Annotated in this window: 17 protein-coding genes; 8 read left to right on the forward strand and 9 right to left on the reverse strand. The window is 71.2% G+C overall.

Annotated features, from left to right (window positions below):
- The first annotated feature begins 71 nt into the window (after positions 1-71).
- Both rplQ and truA read left to right on the forward strand, forming a co-directional pair.
- Positions 72-617, forward strand: coding sequence for a 50S ribosomal protein L17 (rplQ, locus tag AB0J46_RS33515; RefSeq protein WP_364338131.1), 546 nt, complete (start codon positions 72-74; stop codon positions 615-617).
- An 81-nt stretch (positions 618-698) separates the two neighbouring features.
- On the forward strand, positions 699-1,598 hold the full coding sequence (gene truA / locus AB0J46_RS33520; RefSeq protein WP_364338132.1) for a tRNA pseudouridine(38-40) synthase TruA: 900 nt from the start codon (positions 699-701) through the stop codon (positions 1,596-1,598).
- Here the strand turns inward: truA and AB0J46_RS33525 are convergent.
- The 3 genes from AB0J46_RS33525 to AB0J46_RS33535 form a co-directional block, all read right to left on the reverse strand.
- Positions 1,563-3,422: a hypothetical protein gene (locus AB0J46_RS33525; RefSeq protein WP_364338133.1), complete on the reverse strand. Its 1,860-nt coding sequence runs from the start codon at positions 3,420-3,422 to the stop codon at positions 1,563-1,565. The genes truA and AB0J46_RS33525 overlap by 36 nt on opposite strands.
- A 1,678-nt stretch (positions 3,423-5,100) precedes the next feature.
- A complete protein-coding gene (locus AB0J46_RS33530) occupies positions 5,101-6,228 on the reverse strand; it encodes a hypothetical protein (protein WP_364338134.1) in 1,128 nt (375 codons plus the stop codon).
- Positions 6,229-6,282: 54 nt separating this feature from the next.
- A complete protein-coding gene (locus AB0J46_RS33535) occupies positions 6,283-7,044 on the reverse strand; it encodes a CAP domain-containing protein (protein WP_364338135.1) in 762 nt (253 codons plus the stop codon).
- A gap of 322 nt (positions 7,045-7,366) precedes the next feature.
- Here AB0J46_RS33535 and rplM point away from each other — a divergent pair, with 322 nt between their 5' ends.
- The 3 genes from rplM to glmM are packed head-to-tail and all read left to right on the forward strand — an operon-like array spanning position 7,367 to position 9,709.
- Complete coding sequence (gene rplM / locus AB0J46_RS33540; protein ID WP_352328322.1) at positions 7,367-7,810, forward strand: 50S ribosomal protein L13; 444 nt, start codon at positions 7,367-7,369, stop codon at positions 7,808-7,810.
- 26 nt (positions 7,811-7,836) lie between these two features.
- Complete coding sequence (rpsI, locus tag AB0J46_RS33545) at positions 7,837-8,358, forward strand: 30S ribosomal protein S9 (protein ID WP_125644639.1); 522 nt, start codon at positions 7,837-7,839, stop codon at positions 8,356-8,358.
- Between the two features lies 1 nt (position 8,359).
- The gene (gene glmM, locus AB0J46_RS33550) at positions 8,360-9,709 is read left to right on the forward strand and encodes a phosphoglucosamine mutase (protein WP_364338136.1); all 1,350 of its coding nucleotides are present in this window, start codon (positions 8,360-8,362) and stop codon (positions 9,707-9,709) included.
- 43 nt (positions 9,710-9,752) lie between these two features.
- Here glmM and AB0J46_RS33555 read toward each other — a convergent pair whose 3' ends face one another.
- The 5 genes from AB0J46_RS33555 to AB0J46_RS33575 are packed head-to-tail and all read right to left on the reverse strand — an operon-like array spanning position 9,753 to position 14,103.
- Entirely contained in the window at positions 9,753-10,469 is a 717-nt protein-coding gene (locus AB0J46_RS33555; protein ID WP_364338137.1) for an ABC transporter permease subunit, read from the reverse strand.
- Positions 10,470-11,384, reverse strand: coding sequence for an ABC transporter ATP-binding protein (locus AB0J46_RS33560; protein ID WP_364338138.1), 915 nt, complete (start codon positions 11,382-11,384; stop codon positions 10,470-10,472).
- Complete coding sequence (locus AB0J46_RS33565; RefSeq protein WP_364338139.1) at positions 11,381-12,235, reverse strand: ABC transporter permease; 855 nt, start codon at positions 12,233-12,235, stop codon at positions 11,381-11,383. Before AB0J46_RS33565 ends, AB0J46_RS33560 begins: the two co-directional genes overlap by 4 nt.
- A complete protein-coding gene (locus AB0J46_RS33570; protein ID WP_352362861.1) occupies positions 12,228-13,136 on the reverse strand; it encodes an ABC transporter ATP-binding protein in 909 nt (302 codons plus the stop codon). The genes AB0J46_RS33565 and AB0J46_RS33570 overlap by 8 nt, the downstream gene beginning before the upstream one ends.
- Positions 13,137-13,176: 40 nt before the next feature.
- On the reverse strand, positions 13,177-14,103 hold the full coding sequence (locus AB0J46_RS33575) for a DUF389 domain-containing protein (protein ID WP_364338140.1): 927 nt from the start codon (positions 14,101-14,103) through the stop codon (positions 13,177-13,179).
- Between the two features lie 63 nt (positions 14,104-14,166).
- Between AB0J46_RS33575 and AB0J46_RS33580 the strand changes: the two genes are divergently transcribed.
- Positions 14,167-14,301: a hypothetical protein gene (locus AB0J46_RS33580; protein ID WP_352318657.1), complete on the forward strand. Its 135-nt coding sequence runs from the start codon at positions 14,167-14,169 to the stop codon at positions 14,299-14,301.
- Here AB0J46_RS33580 and coaA read toward each other — a convergent pair.
- On the reverse strand, positions 14,273-15,175 hold the full coding sequence (gene coaA, locus AB0J46_RS33585) for a type I pantothenate kinase (RefSeq protein ID WP_364338305.1): 903 nt from the start codon (positions 15,173-15,175) through the stop codon (positions 14,273-14,275). The genes AB0J46_RS33580 and coaA overlap by 29 nt on opposite strands.
- A 205-nt stretch (positions 15,176-15,380) precedes the next feature.
- Between coaA and AB0J46_RS33590 the strand changes: the two genes are divergently transcribed.
- On the forward strand, positions 15,381-16,784 hold the full coding sequence (locus tag AB0J46_RS33590; protein ID WP_364338142.1) for an alkaline phosphatase PhoX: 1,404 nt from the start codon (positions 15,381-15,383) through the stop codon (positions 16,782-16,784).
- A 13-nt stretch (positions 16,785-16,797) separates the two neighbouring features.
- Positions 16,798-17,148, forward strand: a complete 351-nt coding sequence (locus AB0J46_RS33595; protein WP_352318661.1) for a holo-ACP synthase — start codon at positions 16,798-16,800, stop codon at positions 17,146-17,148.
- Positions 17,149-17,200 lie beyond the last annotated feature (52 nt).

Here is a 17,200-nt window from a genome sequence, read left to right on the forward strand (position 1 = left end):
GTGGTGACTGCGGCCGGCCCGACTCCGGTACCTGGTACGGCCGGGGCGGGTTAACCCAAGAGGAGAAAGCAATGCCCAAGCCCACCAAGGGTGCACGTCTTGGCGGCAGCCCGGCGCACGAGCGGCTGATCCTGGCGAACCTCGCCACGGACCTGTTCCGCCACGGCAAGATCCGCACGACGGTCGCCAAGGCCAAGCGCCTTCGCCCGCTGGCGGAGCGCCTGATCACCAAGGCGAAGAAGGGCGACATCCACAACCGTCGCCAGGTCCTGACCGTGGTCAAGGACAAGGGCGTGGTTCACCACCTGTTCACCGAGATCGCGGTGACGTTCGCCGAGCGCCCGGGTGGTTACACCCGGATCACCAAGATCGGCGCGCGTAAGGGCGACAACGCTCCGATGGCCGTCATCGAGCTGGTGTCCGAGCCGCTGAACGGTGTCACCACCCGCCGTACCGAGGCTCCGGCCGCCGCTGCCGCTCCGGCTCCGGCCGCCGAGGAGACCGAGGCCGCCGAGACCGAGGCGCCCGAGGCCCCCGAGGCCGCCGCCGAGGAGACCCCGGCTGCCGCCGAGGAGGCTCCGGCCGCCGAGGCCGAGGCGAAGAAGGACGAGGCCTGATCTCTCAGGCTGGTTGAATCGGGCCCGGATCCCCTTCGCGGGGGATCCGGGCCCTTTTCCGTGAACGTGAAAGGGACGATCGTGCTACGGCTCCGCCTGGATCTGGCATACGACGGGACCGACTTCTCCGGATGGGCGAGGCAGCCCGGTCGCCGTACGGTCCAGGGTGAGATCGAGCTGGCGCTCACCAGGATCCTGCGCCTGGGCGAGCCCGCCGCGCTGACCGTGGCCGGGCGTACGGACGCGGGCGTGCACGCGCGCGGCCAGGTGGCGCACGTGGACGTGCCGGCCGGCTCGCTGGCCGAGCTCGACGGCAACCGGGGGCCCCTGGACGTCGATGAGCGGCTCTCTGCGCTCGTCCGGCGGCTGGGGGGGATCCTGCCCCAGGATGTACGCGTTCATCGGGTCTCGGTGGCTTCTGAGGGCTTTGACGCCCGTTTCTCCGCGATGTTCCGGCGGTACGCGTACCGGGTGTGCGACACGGCGGGCGGGGTCGATCCGCTGCGGCGGCACGAGGTGGTCTGGCACAGCCGTCCGCTGGACCTCGACGCCATGAACGAGGCGGCCCGGCGGCTGGTCGGCGAGCACGACTTCGCGGCGTTCTGCAAGAAGCGCGAGGGCGCCACGACGATCAGGGAGCTGCAGCGCCTGGAGTGGACGCGCGAGGCGGACGGCGTGCTGGTGGCCGCCGTCGTGGCGGACGCGTTCTGCCACTCGATGGTCCGGGCGCTGGTGGGCTCGCTGCTGGCCGCTGGCGACGGGCGGCGGCCGGTGGAATGGCCCGGGCAGGTGCTGACCCGGGCCGTACGGGACTCCGGGGTGCACGTCGCGCCCGCGCACGGGCTGTGCCTGGAGGAGGTGGGCTACCCGGCGGCGGACGAACTCGCCGCGCGGGCCGCCGCCACCCGGCGGGTCCGCACGCTCTCAGCCCTTGGTGACGCGGCCTCAGCCCTTGGTGACGCGGCGCTCCAGGACGAGTGAGGTCTGGTCCCGGAACGCCCCGCTGACCTTGGCCAGCGTCTTGTCGCCGGCGTCCGGGGTGTGGCCGTCGGCGTGGGTGGCGTAGCTGAAGACGATGTACCTGCCCCACACCAGGCCGGCCGCGTAGCCGCCGGCGATGGACACCCGCTCGCCCCCGCTTCCCTCCGCACCCGGCAGCGCGCGGAACCAGACGTTGCGCGAGAGGTTCTTGGCCTGGTCGGTCTGGACGGCGTCCTCCTTGGTCGGCAGCACCGCGATGCCGGTGGTCACGGCGTAGCGGCGCTTGCTGTCGACGAAGGTGGCCCGGATGATCCGGCTGCACTTCCGCTCGCGCAGCGCGTCGGCGAACGCGCCGGTCGCCGCCTTGTCGCAGCTCGTCTCGGTGTCGGTCTTGACCCTGGTGAACGTCGTGCCGGCGGCGGAGACCTTCTTCTTCGGGAACGCCTCCGTCAGGGACATCTTCTTCGGGTCGGTCTCCTCCGAATTGAGCATGGACGCGCCCGGGACGTCGGCGGGCGGGCTGGTGGTCAGCTCCGAGGTGGGCAGCAGCGTGGGCGGGGCGGGGGTGGCGCCCGCGGTCGTGGCGGCCGGCGGGGCGGTGTTCAGCGCGCGGTAGGCGAAGAAACCGCCGGTCGCGACGCCGGCCAGGGCCAAGGCGCCGAGGGTCACGAGCAGGGCTCGCTTGCTCTTGCCGCGGGCTGGGGGCGGTGGCGGCGGGATCTGGAACGGGGGCTGCCTGAACGCGCCGGGTGGGAAGGTGGGCGTGCCGTGGGGCGGGGTGGGGAGGTCCAGGGCGGTGCCGGGCCTCTTCGTCCACAGGTCCTGGTTGAAGGGCAGGTCAGGGAGTTTGTCCTGGGTGGGGGACGGGTCCTGGCGCGGCTCTGGTGAAGGCTTGGGTTCGGCCTGCTTGTCGTCCCGGCCCTGTTCTGCTGGGTGGGTGTTCTGTGCAGGCGTGTCGGGAGAGTGGCCGGTTGCGCGTTGCGTCGCCTCGTCGGGCCTTTCGTCCGGGTGCCTGTCCTCCGGGCGCTTCTCCTCGGCGGGGGGCATGGGGGGCCATACGGGGACGTCGCCCGGCTCCGGGGGGCGGCCCGTCGGGTTGGTGGGGTGGGGCTCGACGTAGTGGGCCGTCCGCATGGGGCCGGTGGGCTCCTCGCGGGGGTCGGACGCGCGCATGCCCTGAGGCGGGGTGTCCAGGGCCGCCGGGTCGTGCTCCTCGTGCGGAGGGGGCGGGGTGGCGTGCTGCTGGACGGTGGCGGCGGCGTCGCGCTTGGCGGCCTCGGGGTCGAAGTAGTGGGCCGCCTTGGGGATGCCGCCCGGGCGGGTGGCATCGGGGTCGTACGAACCGCCATCGGGGTTGTACGAACCGGCATCGGGCTCGTACGAACCGGCATCGGGCTCGTATGGACCGGCCTTGGGGGCGAAGCGTCCGGCGTCGGGGCTGAACTGTGCGGGCTCGGAACCGAACCGTGCGGCGTCAGGGCCGTCGTGTGGTGCGGCGTCCGGGGGGGCGAGGGCGTCGTCCGGGTACGGCGGGTGGCCGGGGGCGTACGGGGCGGCGTCCTGGTCGTACGGCGTGGCGGGGTCGTACGGCGGGGCGGGGTCGTGGGGGAACGCCGGTGCGGTGGCGTTCGGGTCAGAGGGCACGCCGGTGCCGGTGGTGCCGGTGGCGGTGGTGCCGGTCGCGGCGGTCGACGGGGTGACCGGCGGCTCTGTGGGGCGGCCGGCCTGGGTGGTGGGGAATCGGGCGGTGGGGTCGCCGAGGGCCGGGTCGTCGGTGTCCGGCTCGGCTACGAGTTCGCCCGTGGCGGCGGGCCAGGGAGGCATGACGTGCGGGTCGGCGACCGGCGCGGGCCACACCTGAAGGCCCGCGGCGGCGGCCGTGAACGCCGGCGGCGGCTCCCACGGCGGCGCACCTGGTACGACCGGCCCCGGCTGCTCCCACGGCGGCGCGGCCTGCGCGGCCGACTGGCCCGGCCAGGCGGGAGGGTCTTCCTCCGGGACGGCGGCCCACTGGCCAGGGGCAGGGGTCCAGGAGGCGTCGTCCTCCGGCTGCGGGCCGACGGCAGGGTTGCCCTCTTGGTGCTGGCTCCAGCTGGCGTCGTTCCCCGGCTGTGGGCCCCAGGTGGCTTCGGTGGCGTTTCTGGGGGTCCAGGTGGCTTGGTCGGGAGCTTGGGGGGCCCAGGCGGGTGTGTCGGTGGTGCCTGCGCCCGGCCCGGTCTCGCTGGACGGCCTGGGGCCCCAGCCGGCTTCGGTTGGGGTTCCGAGGGGGCGTCCGGGATCGGTGACGGCTCTGGGTGGCGAGGCGGCCTGGTCGGGAGCTTGGGGCGTCCAGGAGGGCGGCTGGGCGGGCGATCGGGACGGCTCGCCGGCTGCGTCGGAAATCTGGGGGGCCCAGGCGGGCCTCGTCGGGGCGTCAACAGCCCACTCGGGGGCATTGGCAATCCCTGCGGGGTCGGAAGCCGAGACGGGCGTTCCGGACATGTGGGACGCGGCAGCAGGCGTTCCCGAGGTGCCGGGAGCGGAGGTGGGGGCTCCCGGGTTGGGGCCTGGGGCGGGTGTGCCGGGGATGCCGGATCCGGAGGCCGCGGGGCCCGAGGCCGAGGCTGGGGCGGGGGGAGCGCCGGTGGGGGCGGGGGAAGCCCCGGGGGGAGCGCCGGTGGGGGTGTTCGGCGTGCCGGTCGGCCAGGGGCCGGTGTCCCTGCGGGGGACCCGTACGGCGGCGACGGTGTCTTCGTCGATTCTCAAGCCCTGGGGGGCGCCGGCTTCGGGAGGCGCGAAGGGGGCGCCGGTGGTGGGGACGGGCGCTCCATAGGGGGCGTGATGCCCAGGGACGTTGAAGGGGCCAGAAGCTTCGGAGGAGCCCCCCGCGCGGTGGCCGGAGGCCGCGGGAAGGGCACTGGGCCCAGAGGCGGCGCTTGGAGCATCGGGCCCGGAGGCGGCGCTTGGAGCGCCGGGCCCGGAGGAGGCGGTTGGGGTGCGAAGCCCGGAGGACGCGCCTGGGGCATGGGGCCCGGAGGAGGCGCCGGGGGCGCTGGGGGCGCCGGGCCCGGAGGAGGGGCCGGGGGTGCTGAAGGGGGTGCTGATGGAGGGGTGAAGAGGAGAGGCGGGGGAGGTCGGGGATGGTGGAGCGGTGGTGTCGGGGGCGTCGTCGGCGAACCAGTCGTAGGGGGCCGAGTCGTCGTCGGCCACCTCCCACGGCTGTACGCCAGCGGACGCCTCCTCGGGCTCCGGTGGAGTGCCACCTGGAACCCGCGTCTCGTCGCCGGTCGGCTCACCTGACGGAGAGAACGCCGACGGGACGCCGCTGCCGATGCGGCCGAAACTCGGCGGTGGCATCGGCGATGCGGTCGTACGGTCGGCTTCCCTGCGATCGTGCTCAGACCCGGGTTCCTGGCCACGCATAGGGCGAGCCTAGCGAGAGTAGCGAGATCGTTATGTCGGTATGGGGGTTCCCCGCGGGATCCGCTGCCCTCTTTGGGGGGTTATCGGGCGGGATGCCGGTTCAGCTGAGCGCGCTACCCGTCATCGAACGGTTGTCCAGAGCCTTGAAGACGGTCGCGTCGCTGAGGTCCTTGATGGCTTCGAGGATGCGCTTCGATTCCTTCTTGTCCGGCTTGCTGCCGTCCTTGTTCTGGAACCACACCATGATCGCGTAGTGGCCGTGGGTCGAGATCTTGGCGCCGCCGCTGCCCGAGCCGAGCATCTTGGTGACGCTGTCCTTGCCGGCCAGCGGCTTGACGTAGTTGCTCGCGTCGCCGACCTTGGCCACCTTGCCGGCGGTGCCGCTCGTCTTGAGGTTGGCCACGCCGATCGTGCCGATCACCTTGCCGGACTTGTCGCGGAAGCTGGCCCGGAGGAGCTGGGTGCACTTGCCCGACTTGAGCGCCTTCTGGAGCTTGTCGCCCAGGGCGCCGTCGGTGCACTTCTTGTCCTTACTGGTGACCGTCATCTCGTACGAGCGCCCCGAGACGTTGATCTTCTTGGTCGAGCCGAAGATCTCCTTGACCGTGATCGGGTCGGGGTCGGTCTTGCGCTCGGCCGCGAAGCCGTACTTGCCGGGCGGGGCCGAGGGGAGCGGCGCGGAGGTCCTGGTGGGGGCGCCGGCCTCGGCGGTGCTGGGGCCGTCCGCGTTCCACATCAGCGCCAGGCCGCCGCCGAGCAGGCCCAGCAGCAGGACGCCGCCGATCGCGAAGAACAGCGGGGCGCGCGAGCGCCGGCCCTCGTCGTAGGGGCTCCAGCCGACCCGGCTCTGCTGCGGCTGCGGCGACTGCTCGGACTCCCCCGCCTGCCCTGACTGTCCCGCCTGCGCCGACTGCTGGGACTGCGACGAATACGGCGGCTGACCGAACGCCCCCGACTGACCGAACGATCCGGACTGGCCGAACGATCCCGACTGGCCGGACGATCCGGACTGACCGAACGGCCCCGGCTGGCCGGGCTGCTCGGGCGGCAGGAACTGGCCGGTGCGGGCGGACTGCGGCGGCTGCGAAGGCCCGGGGAACGGGGACTGCGAGGACGGAGACTGTGCGGACGGCGGCTGCGAGGACGGCGGCTGCGGGAACGGAGACTGCTGAGTGGTCTCGCTCTCGGCGGCGCGCTCCCTGCGCAAACGGCGGGGACCGCTGTCCATGCCACGTTCCTCATTGCCGTTGGAAACCATGCGGAGACATTACCGTGATGTTCGTCATTGAGTTCCGAAGTCCTGGGTCCACCATGGGCCGTCCGGTCCGGCGGCGACGCCGACGCCGATGGCCTTGAGGGTGCAGTCCAGGATGTTCCTGCGGTGGTCGCGGCTGTCCAGCCAGCCGCGTACGGCCTGCTCGGGCGTGCTGTAGCCGTTGCCGATGTTCTCGGCGGCGCCCCAGTGGTAGCCGGCCCGGTCCATGCGGTCCCAGGGCGAGGCGCCGTCGGGGGAGTTGTGGGCGAGCTGCCCGGTGCGCGCCATCTCCAGCGAGTGCTCGCGCGCCGAGCGTCCCAGCCTGCCGTCCACCCGCAGCGGCCCGCAGCCGTGCTCGGCGCGGGCGGCGTTGGTGAGCGTGACGACCCGGGCGGCCATGCCGGGGATCACCTTGGCCTGGTCGCCGCCGCCGGTGAACACCTGGGTCGGGTCGTCCGCGGCGTCGAAGCCGGCGATCTGCCCTTCGGGGGTCTTGGTGGGCCTCGGGGTGGACCTGCCGCGCGGCGTCCTGACCGTGCTGGCCTGTCGCGGGATGCGGTCCAGCTCGGGCCGGGCCTTCTGCCCGGCGGTGGGCGCGGGACGCGCGGTGGCCGCGGCCGGCGGGGCGGTCTCGTTGAGGTAGATGTGGGCGGTGGGCTCGACGTCGTCGGACAGCCGGCCGAGCAGCACGCCGGTGAACAGCGCGGCCATCAGGCAGGCCAGCACGCCCAGGCTGTTCCGGCGCCGCGCGCCCCGCTGGGTTTGCCGGGTGTGAGAGTTCCGCCACATACCGCAGCTAACGATAGAGATGTCGGGTGCTGGGAAAGAAGGGATCCCAGGGAAACGAAATGGAACCGTTCTGCTGTCAGGTAGACTCGTGCAGGGTTACCGGTCTTTTGACCTGCGCGCCGATAGGCGGGTAACCTAATCGTTCGTTGTGTGCATAGGTCCAGCGTGACCGATGCGCGGCGCGTCCGGCGTCATCTCCCATCGTCAAGCCCATCGGGCTCGGGAGACGGAAGGTCCGGGCTGCCGTGTGCCCGCACCGACCGACCCATGTAGCTGTCGCATCCGACAGCGCCGAAGACGCGAGCAAAAGAAGGCTACGACCGTGCGCACGTACTCACCGAAGCCCGCCGACGTCCAGCGTCAGTGGTACGTCATCGACGCGACCGATGTCGTGCTGGGCCGGCTGGCCAGCCACGTCGCGAACCTGCTCCGCGGCAAGCACAAGCCGATCTTCGCCAACCACGTCGACACCGGTGACTTCGTCATCGTCATCAACGCCGACAAGATTGCGCTGAGCGGTAACAAGCGTGAGCAGAAGAAGGCGTACCGTCACTCGGGCTACCCGGGCGGTCTGCGTTCCGTCACCTATGGCGAGCTCATGGACAAGCGGCCGGAGAAGGCCGTCGAGAAGGCCGTCAAGGGCATGCTGCCGAAGAACTCCCTCGGCCGGAAGATGGCCAAGAAGCTGAAGGTCTACGCGGGTTCCGACCACCCGCACCAGGCCCAGCAGCCGGTGCAGTTCCAGATCACCCAGATCGCCCAGTAGTAGTTCGAAAGAGTTAGAGGAGAACCGTGGCTGAGCCCACCGGTGTCGAGACGGTCGTCGAGACCGAGCTGGAGGAATTCTCCGGCGAGGACTTCCCGTCCGAGTACACCACCGAGTCCGCTGCCAGCGCTGACGCGCCCGTGCGCAAGCCCGTCACCACGGGTAACTCGTACGGCACCGGTCGCCGCAAGGAGGCGATCGCCCGCGTGCGCATCGTCCCCGGCACCGGCAAGTGGACGATCAACGGTCGTTCGCTGGACGTCTACTTCCCGAACAAGGTCCACCAGCAGATCGTCAACGAGCCCTTCGTGGTCCTCGGCGCCGAAGAGGCGTTCGACGTCATCGCGCGCATCGACGGCGGCGGCGTCACCGGCCAGGCCGGCGCGCTGCGCATGGGTCTGTCCCGCGCCCTGGCGATCCTGGACGTCGACGTCAACCGCCCGCCGCTGAAGAAGGCCGGCTTCCTCACCCGTGACGCCCGCGCCACGGAGCGGAAGAAGTACGGCCTCAAGAAGGCCCGCAAGGCTCCGCAGTACAGCAAGCGCTAAATTGGCGCGCCTTTTCGGCACCGACGGGGTACGTGGGGTCGCTGGTCGCGACCTCACGGCCGAGCTCGCCATGGACCTGTCCGTGGCGGCCGCCCATGTACTCGGTGATGCGGGCGCGTTCGCGGCCACGGGACGTCGTCCCGTGGCCGTCGTGGGCCGGGACCCGCGAGCCTCCGGGGAGTTCCTGGAGGCCGCAGTGGTCGCCGGCCTCGCGGCGTCCGGAGTGGATGTGCTGCGCCTCGGCGTGCTGCCCACCCCGGCCGTCGCCCATCTCACCGCCGCGCTCGGCGCCGACCTCGGCGTCATGCTGTCCGCCTCGCACAACGCGGCGCCGGACAACGGCATCAAGTTCCTGGCCAGGGGCGGCTTCAAGCTGTCCGACGCGGTCGAGGACGAGATCGAGCGACGGCTCGGTGAGAGCTGGTCCTTCCCCGTCGGTTCGGGGGTCGGCCGCGTGCGCGACGCGTACGGCGAGGCCGACCGCTACATCTCGCACGTCCTGACCACGATGACCGCCGCGCTCGACGGCCTGCACGTCGTGGTCGACTGCGCGCACGGCGCCGCCCACATGGTCGCGCCCGAGGCGCTGGTGCGGGCGGGCGCCCGGGTCGAGGCCATCGGCGCCAGACCCGACGGGCTCAACATCAACGCCGGGCACGGCTCCACCCACCTGGACAAGCTCCAGCAGATAGTCGTGTCCAGGGGCGCCGATCTGGGCGTGGCCTACGACGGCGACGCCGACCGCTGCCTGGCGGTCGACCACACCGGCACGGTCGTCGACGGCGACCAGATCATGGCGGTGCTCGCCGCCGCCATGCACGGCGACGGCCTGCTGTCCAAGGACACCGTGGTCGCGACCGTCATGTCCAACCTGGGCTTCAAGCTGGCGATGCGCGAGACCGGCATCACCGTGATCGAGACCGCGGTCGGCGACCGTTACGTCCTCGAACGCATGAAGTCCGACGGGTTCAACCTGGGCGGCGAGCAGTCCGGTCACGTCATCATGCTCGACCACGCCACCACGGGCGACGGCCTGCTCACCTCGCTGCACCTGCTGGGCGTGGTGGCCAAGTCGGGCGTCCCGCTGAAGGAGCTGGCCTCGGTGATGACCCCGCTGCCGCAGATCCTGATCAACGTCAAGGACGTCGACAAGGGCAAGGCGTCGGTGCCCGAGCTCATCGCCGCCGTGGCCGAGGCCGAGGCGGAGCTGGGGGAGACCGGCCGGGTGCTGATCCGGCCGAGCGGCACCGAGCCCATGATCCGGGTGATGGTGGAGGCCGCCTCCGAGGAGCACGCCAACCAGGTGGCGGGCCGCCTGGCCGACGTGGTCCGTACGGCCTGCGCCTCCTGACGCGCCTGGGCGGGTACGGCCTCGCGCCGTACCCGCCGGGCCGCTACTCGTCGCCGGTGAGGGCGAACGCCCGCAACCTGCGGCCGGCCCAGAAGACCGCGCCCACGGTCACGACGACCAGCGCCGGCACGGCGAAGCCCATCGCGACCTTCGACCCCAGGAAGGGCGAGTCGGAGATCTGGTCGGCGATGGCCATGGCCCACTCCTGGATCGAGAACTTGCCCGCCCCCTCGATGAAGCTGACCACGGTGACCTCCCAGACGAGGGCGTAGATGACGCCGATCGTGACCGCGTGCTTGGTCACGACTCCGAGGAGCAGGAAGAGCGCGGCGTAGGCGATGCCGGCGATCAGTGCGCCGAGGGCGAAGCCGGCCGCGATGCCGTCCTCGCCGCCCACCAGGATCCAGGCCGCCACGTACGTCGGCAGAGCCCCGAACACGGCCATGAGCGAGGCCGCCACCCCGAACTTGGTCAGGGCGATCACGGGCCTGGAGATGGGCTTCGACATCAGGTGGATGACGGTGCCGTCGTCGATCTCCGGCGCAATGACGCCGGTGCCCGCGATGACCCCCAGCAGCGGCAGCATCGCCTTGATGGCGAAGTCCTTCATCAGGTCCACGGCCAGCTTCTGGTCGGCGCCGGTCGCCACGCGCAGCAGCACGGCCAGGGCGATCAGGGCCAGCGGGAGCAGCAGGAGCAGGATGATGCGGCGACGCCCGAGCAGTGAGCGGTACGTGATGCCCGCGACCACGGTGTTCATTCAGGTGCTCCTGTTGATCAGGTAGGCGAAGACGCTCTCCAGGTCCTCGTCGGCGGGGGACACCTGGTGCAGGCGCACACCCTCGTCGCGGGCGACGCGGGGGAGCAGCCGGGCGAAGCGCCGCAACTCGGTCGCCTGGACCTCCAGGCCGTCCGGGCGGAGCGTGATGCCGCCGGCCGACTCGTCGCGGATCAGGGCCGCGGCGAGCTTCCTGTCGTCGCTGGAACGGATGACGAACAGGTGGGGCCTGTCGGTCATCAGACGCCTGATCTCGCGGAAGTTGCCCGAGGCGGCGTGCCGGCCGGACACCAGGACCTCGATGTGCTGGGCGACCCGCTCGACCTCCTCCAGGATGTGCGAGCTGAACAGGATCGTCTTGCCCGCGGTGCCCATGGCGCGGATGAGGTCCATCAGGTGGAGGCGCTGGCGCGGGTCCATGCCGTTGAACGGCTCGTCGAGCAGCAGCACGGCCGGGTCGTGGACGAGGGCGGCGGCCACCTTGACCCGCTGGCGCATGCCCTTGGAGTACGTCTCCACCCGGCGGTCCTTCGGCTCCTCCATCTCGACCGTGGCCAGGGCCTTGCGGGCGGCCTCGACGGGGTCGGGGAGGCCGTGCAGGCGGGCGGCGGACAGGACGAACTGCCAGCCGGTGAGGAAGCCGTACACGCCCTCGCTTTCTGGGACCAGACCGATATTTCGGTAGATGTGGTGGTTCTTCCAGACTTGGGTGCCGTCCAGCGTGACCGAGCCGCCGGACGGCGCCAGGAACCCGGCCATCATGTGCAGCAACGTCGACTTGCCCGCGCCGTTGGGGCCGAGCAGGCCGGTGACGCCGGGGCCGATCGTCATGGTCACGTCGTTGACCGCGACCACGTTGCCGTACCAGCGGGACACCTGGGAGAGCTCGATCTTCATCGCGAGGCCGCCTTCCTGTAGCGCAGCGCGAGAGCGGCCAGGCCGACGCCGATCAGCACGACCAGGATCGCCGCGGAGGCGGGACCGTTCGGGTACGGGCCGTCGGCGTGCGACGGGGTGCCGAACAGCCACGACTGCACCGAGTCGACCAGCCAGAACGGGTTCATCAACCAGGCCCAGGCGGCCCCCGACTCGTTCCCGGTGTTGAGCATCGTGCCGTAGAGCAGCGGCACCGATGCCGAGGACAGCAGGTAGACCGTGATCACCGAGGCCACCCCCAGCCCGCGCCGCGGCGTGAACGAGGCGAGGGCCAGGCCGAACGCCGACAGCAGCAGCGCCAGCACCAGCGCCATGAGCAGCGCGCCGAGGTACTCGCCGGTGGCGGGCGGCCCCGGCATGTCCACGACCAGCTCGCCGATCCACAGCAACGTCAGCGGCCCGGCGACCAGCAGGAACAGCGCGGCGGTCATCGCGATCACCTTGGCGGCCACGTACTGGAAGACCGAGATCGGCCGCGACAGGTACAGGGGCAGCACGCGGTGGCGCAGGTCGGGGGCGACGACCGTGGGGGCCTGGGAGGCCAGGAAGATGGCCACCACGGCCTGCATGACGACGGCGAACCCGCTGTAGGGGATGCCGCGCTGCTTGGCCAGCGCCATGAACGCGATCGACACCACCATGGGCAGCAGCATGATGACGACCAGCGCGAACGGCACGATCTTGCTGCGCGCCGGACGGCCGAGGCCGAAGATGCCGCGCAGGCTGTGGACGGTGAGCGCGCGGGTGGCGTACGCGCCGCCCATGCGGGGGCCGTCGTAGTGCCGGTAGCCGATGTCGTAGATCTCAGACATTGGCCGCCTCCTCCCTGAAGACGTCCTCGATGCGGTGGCGTCCCTGTTCGAGGCGGATCAGGCACAGGTCGAGGTCGACGGCGGCGTCGCGGACGGCGTCGTAGGTCTCGGGCCCGAGCACCTTGACCACCAGCAGGCGGCCCTGCTGGGAGACGGTCTGGCCGGTCTCGGTCAGGCGCCGGGCCAGGGGCTCCAGGCCGTCCTCGACCTCGACCGTGACGGTCTGGGTGGCCTGGGTGAACTCCGAGATCGCCGACGAGCGCAGCAGCCGGCCGCCGTCGATGACGATCACGTGGTCGCAGATGCGTTCCAGCTCGCCCAGCAGGTGGGAGGTGACCAGCACGCTGATGCCGAACTCGGTGCCGATGCGCCTGATCAGCGTCAGCATCTCGTCGCGGCCGCGCGGGTCGAGCCCGTTGGTGGGCTCGTCGAGGAAGACGAGCTTGGGGTCGTGCACGAGAGCCTGGGCCAGCTTGACCCGCTGCTTCATGCCGGTGGAGTAGCCGCCGATCGGGCGGTAGCGCTCTTCGGCCAGGCCCACGTGGCGCAGCACGTCGGCGGCGCGCTCGCGGGCGGCCGTGCGCGGCAGCCCGGAGATCCTGGCGAGGTGGACGACCAGCTCGGTCGCGGAGACGTCGGGAGGGAGGCATTCGTGCTCGGGCATGTAGCCGACGAGCCGGCGGATCTCGGCGCCCTGCGCGGTCACGTCGAGGTCGAGCACCCGCGCGGCGCCCTGGCTGGGCGGCAGCAGGCCGAGCAGCATCTTGATCAGTGTCGACTTGCCCGCGCCGTTCGCCCCCACCAGCCCGGTGACGCCGGATCCCACGGTCACCGTGAGCCCGTCGACCGCGGTGACGGTGGGGAATCGTTTGGTCAGCCCCTCGGTGGCGAGGATGTGCATGTGGCGGACCCTACCCGGCGCGGGGTGGGCCTGGCCTCGTTCACACGGATGAACGCTGTCCTACTTGAGGCCAGAATTTCCGCTGGACCAGGAGCGTGGCCGTACCCGAGATGATCATGCCGAGGATGTTCACCGCGAGCTGTGAGACCGACCCCGCGACCTCGGCCCAGTCGCCCAGGGCGAGCGCGACGGCGAGGTAGCCCGCCGCCGGAACTGTGGTGACCGAGATGAAGACGCCGATCAGCGCCGAGGACTTGCCCGCGGTGACCGACAGGACGCCGGCCCCTCCGGCCAGCAGCGCCACGATGAACGACCATTTGTCGGGAGTGACGATGAAGTGGACCTCGGAGTTGACCCCGAGGTTGTTCTCGGTGATCCAGCCGAGCCAGGTCGATACCAACGCGCAGGCGAAGGTGATGGCGATCGCCACGGTGAAGCCCACGACCAGAGTCCGGAACGAGCTGATGATCAGGCGCCAGCGCCCGCCCAGCAGGCCGAAGCAGATCGCGGCGATCGCGCCGAACTCCGGGCCGAGCACCATCGCGCCGACGATCAGGATGGGCGAGTTCTGCAGCACGCCGATGCCCGCGAGCTGCGTCGCGATGGCCAGGAAGGCCAGGTAGGCCCAGGTGATGCGGGAGTCGCTGGAGACCTTGTGGGCCAGCTCCTCCCACACCACCGCGTCGTCGGGGTCGCCGGGCGCCTCCTCGACCGCCACCGTGGCGGCCCTGGACAGCGACAGGTCCACCTGCTCGATGGCGATCGAGCCGACGTCCTCCACCCACTTGAGCCGGCTGATCACCTCGTTGGCCGCCTCGCGGGCGGCGTCGCAGAGGACGACGTCGCCCGCCGGCTCGCGGGCCGCCCCGGGCAGCACGATGACGTTGGTGACGCCCGTGCACCCCTGCAACAGCGCGACGGCCTCGTCGGTGCGGTCGGCGGGGATGATCAGTCGGAGATGCAGCACTCCGCCATTGTTGTCCATCGGACATTGACGTCGCGTTGACCGCCGTACGCGAGGCTGCCTCACATGACTCGCTTCAGATGCCACGATCACGGTGAGGACTGCTGGTTCGCCGACATCGACGACCAGGAGTGCGCGGGCCGGTTCGCCGCCTACGTCTTCGACGAGGTGTTCAGGTCCGGCGAAGCCGTACCCGCCTGACCGCGTGGTCGGCGCCCTTCTGCAGGACGAGGTCGGCGCGTCCCCTGGTGGGGGCGATGTTCTCGACCAGGTTGCGCTCGTTGATGTCGCGCCAGACGTTGACCGCGAAGTCCGTGGCCTGCTCGTAGGTGAGCTCGGCGATGTACTTGAAGTAGGACTTCGGGTCCTCGAAGGCCGTGCGGCGCAGCTTGTGGAAGCGTTCGACGTACCAGGTGCGGATGTCCTCGACCTTGGCGTCCACGTAGATGGAGTAGTCGAAGTAGTCGTTGACGGCCAGGGACGTGGGCGGGGCGGGCTGGAGGACGTTCAGCCCCTCGATGATCAAGATGTCTGGATTTTTCACGACCTGGCGGGCGCCAGGGACGATGTCGTACTCCAGATGGCTGTAGACCGGCGCGTACGCCTCGGGAGCGCCCGCCTTGACCTCCGCCACGAACCTGACCAGCGCGCGCCGGTCGTAGCTCTCCGGGAAGCCCTTGCGCTGCATGATGCCCTTGGCCTCCAGCACCGCGTTGGGGTAGAGGAAGCTGTCGGTGGTGATCAGCTCCACGTGCGGGTGCTCGGGCCAGCGGGCCAGCAGGGTGTGCAGGAGCCGCGCCGTGGTCGACTTGCCGACCGCGACGCTCCCGGCGATGCCCAGGATGTACGGCACGCGCGTCCCCGCGTCGCCGAGGAAGGCGCTCAGCACGCTGCTGCGCTGCTTGGACCCGGTGAAGTGCAGGTTGAGCAGCCGGGTCAGGGGGAGATAGATGTCGGTGACCTCGGTGAGGTCGATGGGGTCATCGACGCCGCGCAGGTCTTCCAGCTCGTCTGCGGTGAGAGTCAAGGGCGTGTTCTTGCGGAGCTCGCTCCACTGCTCCCTGCTCAGTTCCACGTAGCCGTTGTTCACCTAGGCAGCGTAGCGATGGGGGACAAATGCGATCATGGGCGGGTCGCGTGCGGCGGACATCCACAGCCTGTGGATAAAAGCGTGGGATTACCAAAGCATGATTCCGGGCAGAAAGAGCGGTCCTGACGATCCGGGCGTGCCGGAACCGGCGGGCGGCTACTGTTCCGGACGTAGCCTCCCGGGAGGTCTTGTGGATCGCCGTCGCTTCCTCGCCAACGTGCTGGCCGTGGCCGGGCCCTTCGCCGGGGTCGCCTGCGCCGGGGCCAGGGGCGGCGTCCGGCCCGCCGTCGGCTACGGGCCGCTGCGACCGGTCGCCGACCTGCGCGACGGCAAGGTGCGCCTGCACCTTCCCGACGGTTTCCGGTACCGCTCGTTCAGCGCCGCGGGCGAGAAGTTCACCGACGGCTCCACCGTCCCCGGCCGGCACGACGGCATGGCGGCCTTCGGCGGCCCCAAGGGCAGCACGATCCTCGTACGCAACCACGAGGTCACCGGCCCGGTCGGCGCGTTCGGCGACAAGGACACCGCCTACGACCCGGCGGCCGGCGGCGGCACCTCGACCCTGTACGTCACCCGCCACGGCGAGGTGCTCAGCAGCCGCCCCTCGCTCAACGGCACCATGACCAACTGCTCCGGCGGCCCGATGCCCTGGCGGGCCTGGGTGAGCTGCGAGGAGACGGTCAACGGCCCCGACGTGGGCGACGACCCGTCCGGGAACGACAACACCAAGCTCAAGCGCAGGCACGGCTACCTGTTCGAGGTGCCGGTCGGCGGGGTCGCGAGTGCGCGCCCGATCAGGTCGGCCGGCCGCTTCCCGCACGAGTCGGCCGCCTTCGACCCCGCCGCCGGAGCCGTCTACCTCACCGAGGACAACTTCTCCTTCCCTTCGGGCTTCTACCGCTACCTGCCGCCCAAGCACCCGATGCGGGAGGGCCGGCTGCTCGACGGCGGCCGGTTGCAGATGCTCGCCGTCGACGGCGTCGAGCGCGCAGACCTGTCGCGCGGGCAGCGGGCGGGGGCCTCCTACGCCACGCGCTGGGTGGACATCGACGAGCCCGACCCTCGCTTCACCGGCAGGCCGCCGTACGAGGAGGCCGTCCAGGCGGTGGGCCGGCAGGGGCGCGCGGGCGGCGCGGCGATCTTCGCCAGGCTGGAGGGCGCGGTCTTCCACCAGGGCGTGGTGTACTTCGTCTCCACCCAGGGCGGGGCCACCGCGCCGGGCGACCGGCCGCCTCCCGGCTTCGGCGACGGACGGGGCCAGGTGTGGGCGTACGAGACGTGGAGCGGGCGGCTGCGGCTGGTCTACGAGTCGCCGCGCTCGTCGGCGCTCGACATGCCCGACAACGTGACCGTCAGCCGGCGCGGCACGCTGGTGCTCTGCGAGGACGGCGACGGCGACAACTTCCTGCGCGGCCTCACCAGGACGGGCGAGATCTTCGACTTCTGCCGCCTGCAGCCGATCCCGGGCGATCCGGGCGCCGAGTTCGCCGGCTCGACGTTCGGGCCGGGCGGCCAGACGCTCTACGTCAACGTCCAGGCCGTCCAGGGGCGGTCGTTCGCCATCTGGGGGCCGTGGGAGCGCGGCCTGTTCTGAGTAGCCTGGGACGATGATCCTGGGTATCGGAGTGGACATCGTCGACATCGCCCGCTTCGAGGCGGCTCTCGAACGTACGCCGCAGCTGCGCGAGCGGCTGTTCACCGACCTCGAACGGCCGCTGCCGGCGCACTCGCTGGCCGCCAGGTTCGCCGCCAAGGAGGCCGTGGCCAAGGCGCTCGGCGCGCCCAGAGGACTCGGGCACCTGGAGGCCGAGGTGCGCTGCGACGAGCTGGGCAAGCCCGAGCTGCACGTGTCGGGCAAGGTCGCCGAGGTGGCCTACGGCCTCGGGGTCAAGCGCTGGCACCTGTCGCTCAGCCATGACGGGGGCGTCGCCGTGGCCTATGTGATCGCGGAGGGATAGTTTCGGATCATGCGCGCGAGGGAGTGCTCTCGCGTGGAGCAGCGACCGGAGC

This window comes from Nonomuraea sp. NPDC049758 (assembly GCF_040674635.1).
Classification (GTDB): domain Bacteria; phylum Actinomycetota; class Actinomycetes; order Streptosporangiales; family Streptosporangiaceae; genus Nonomuraea.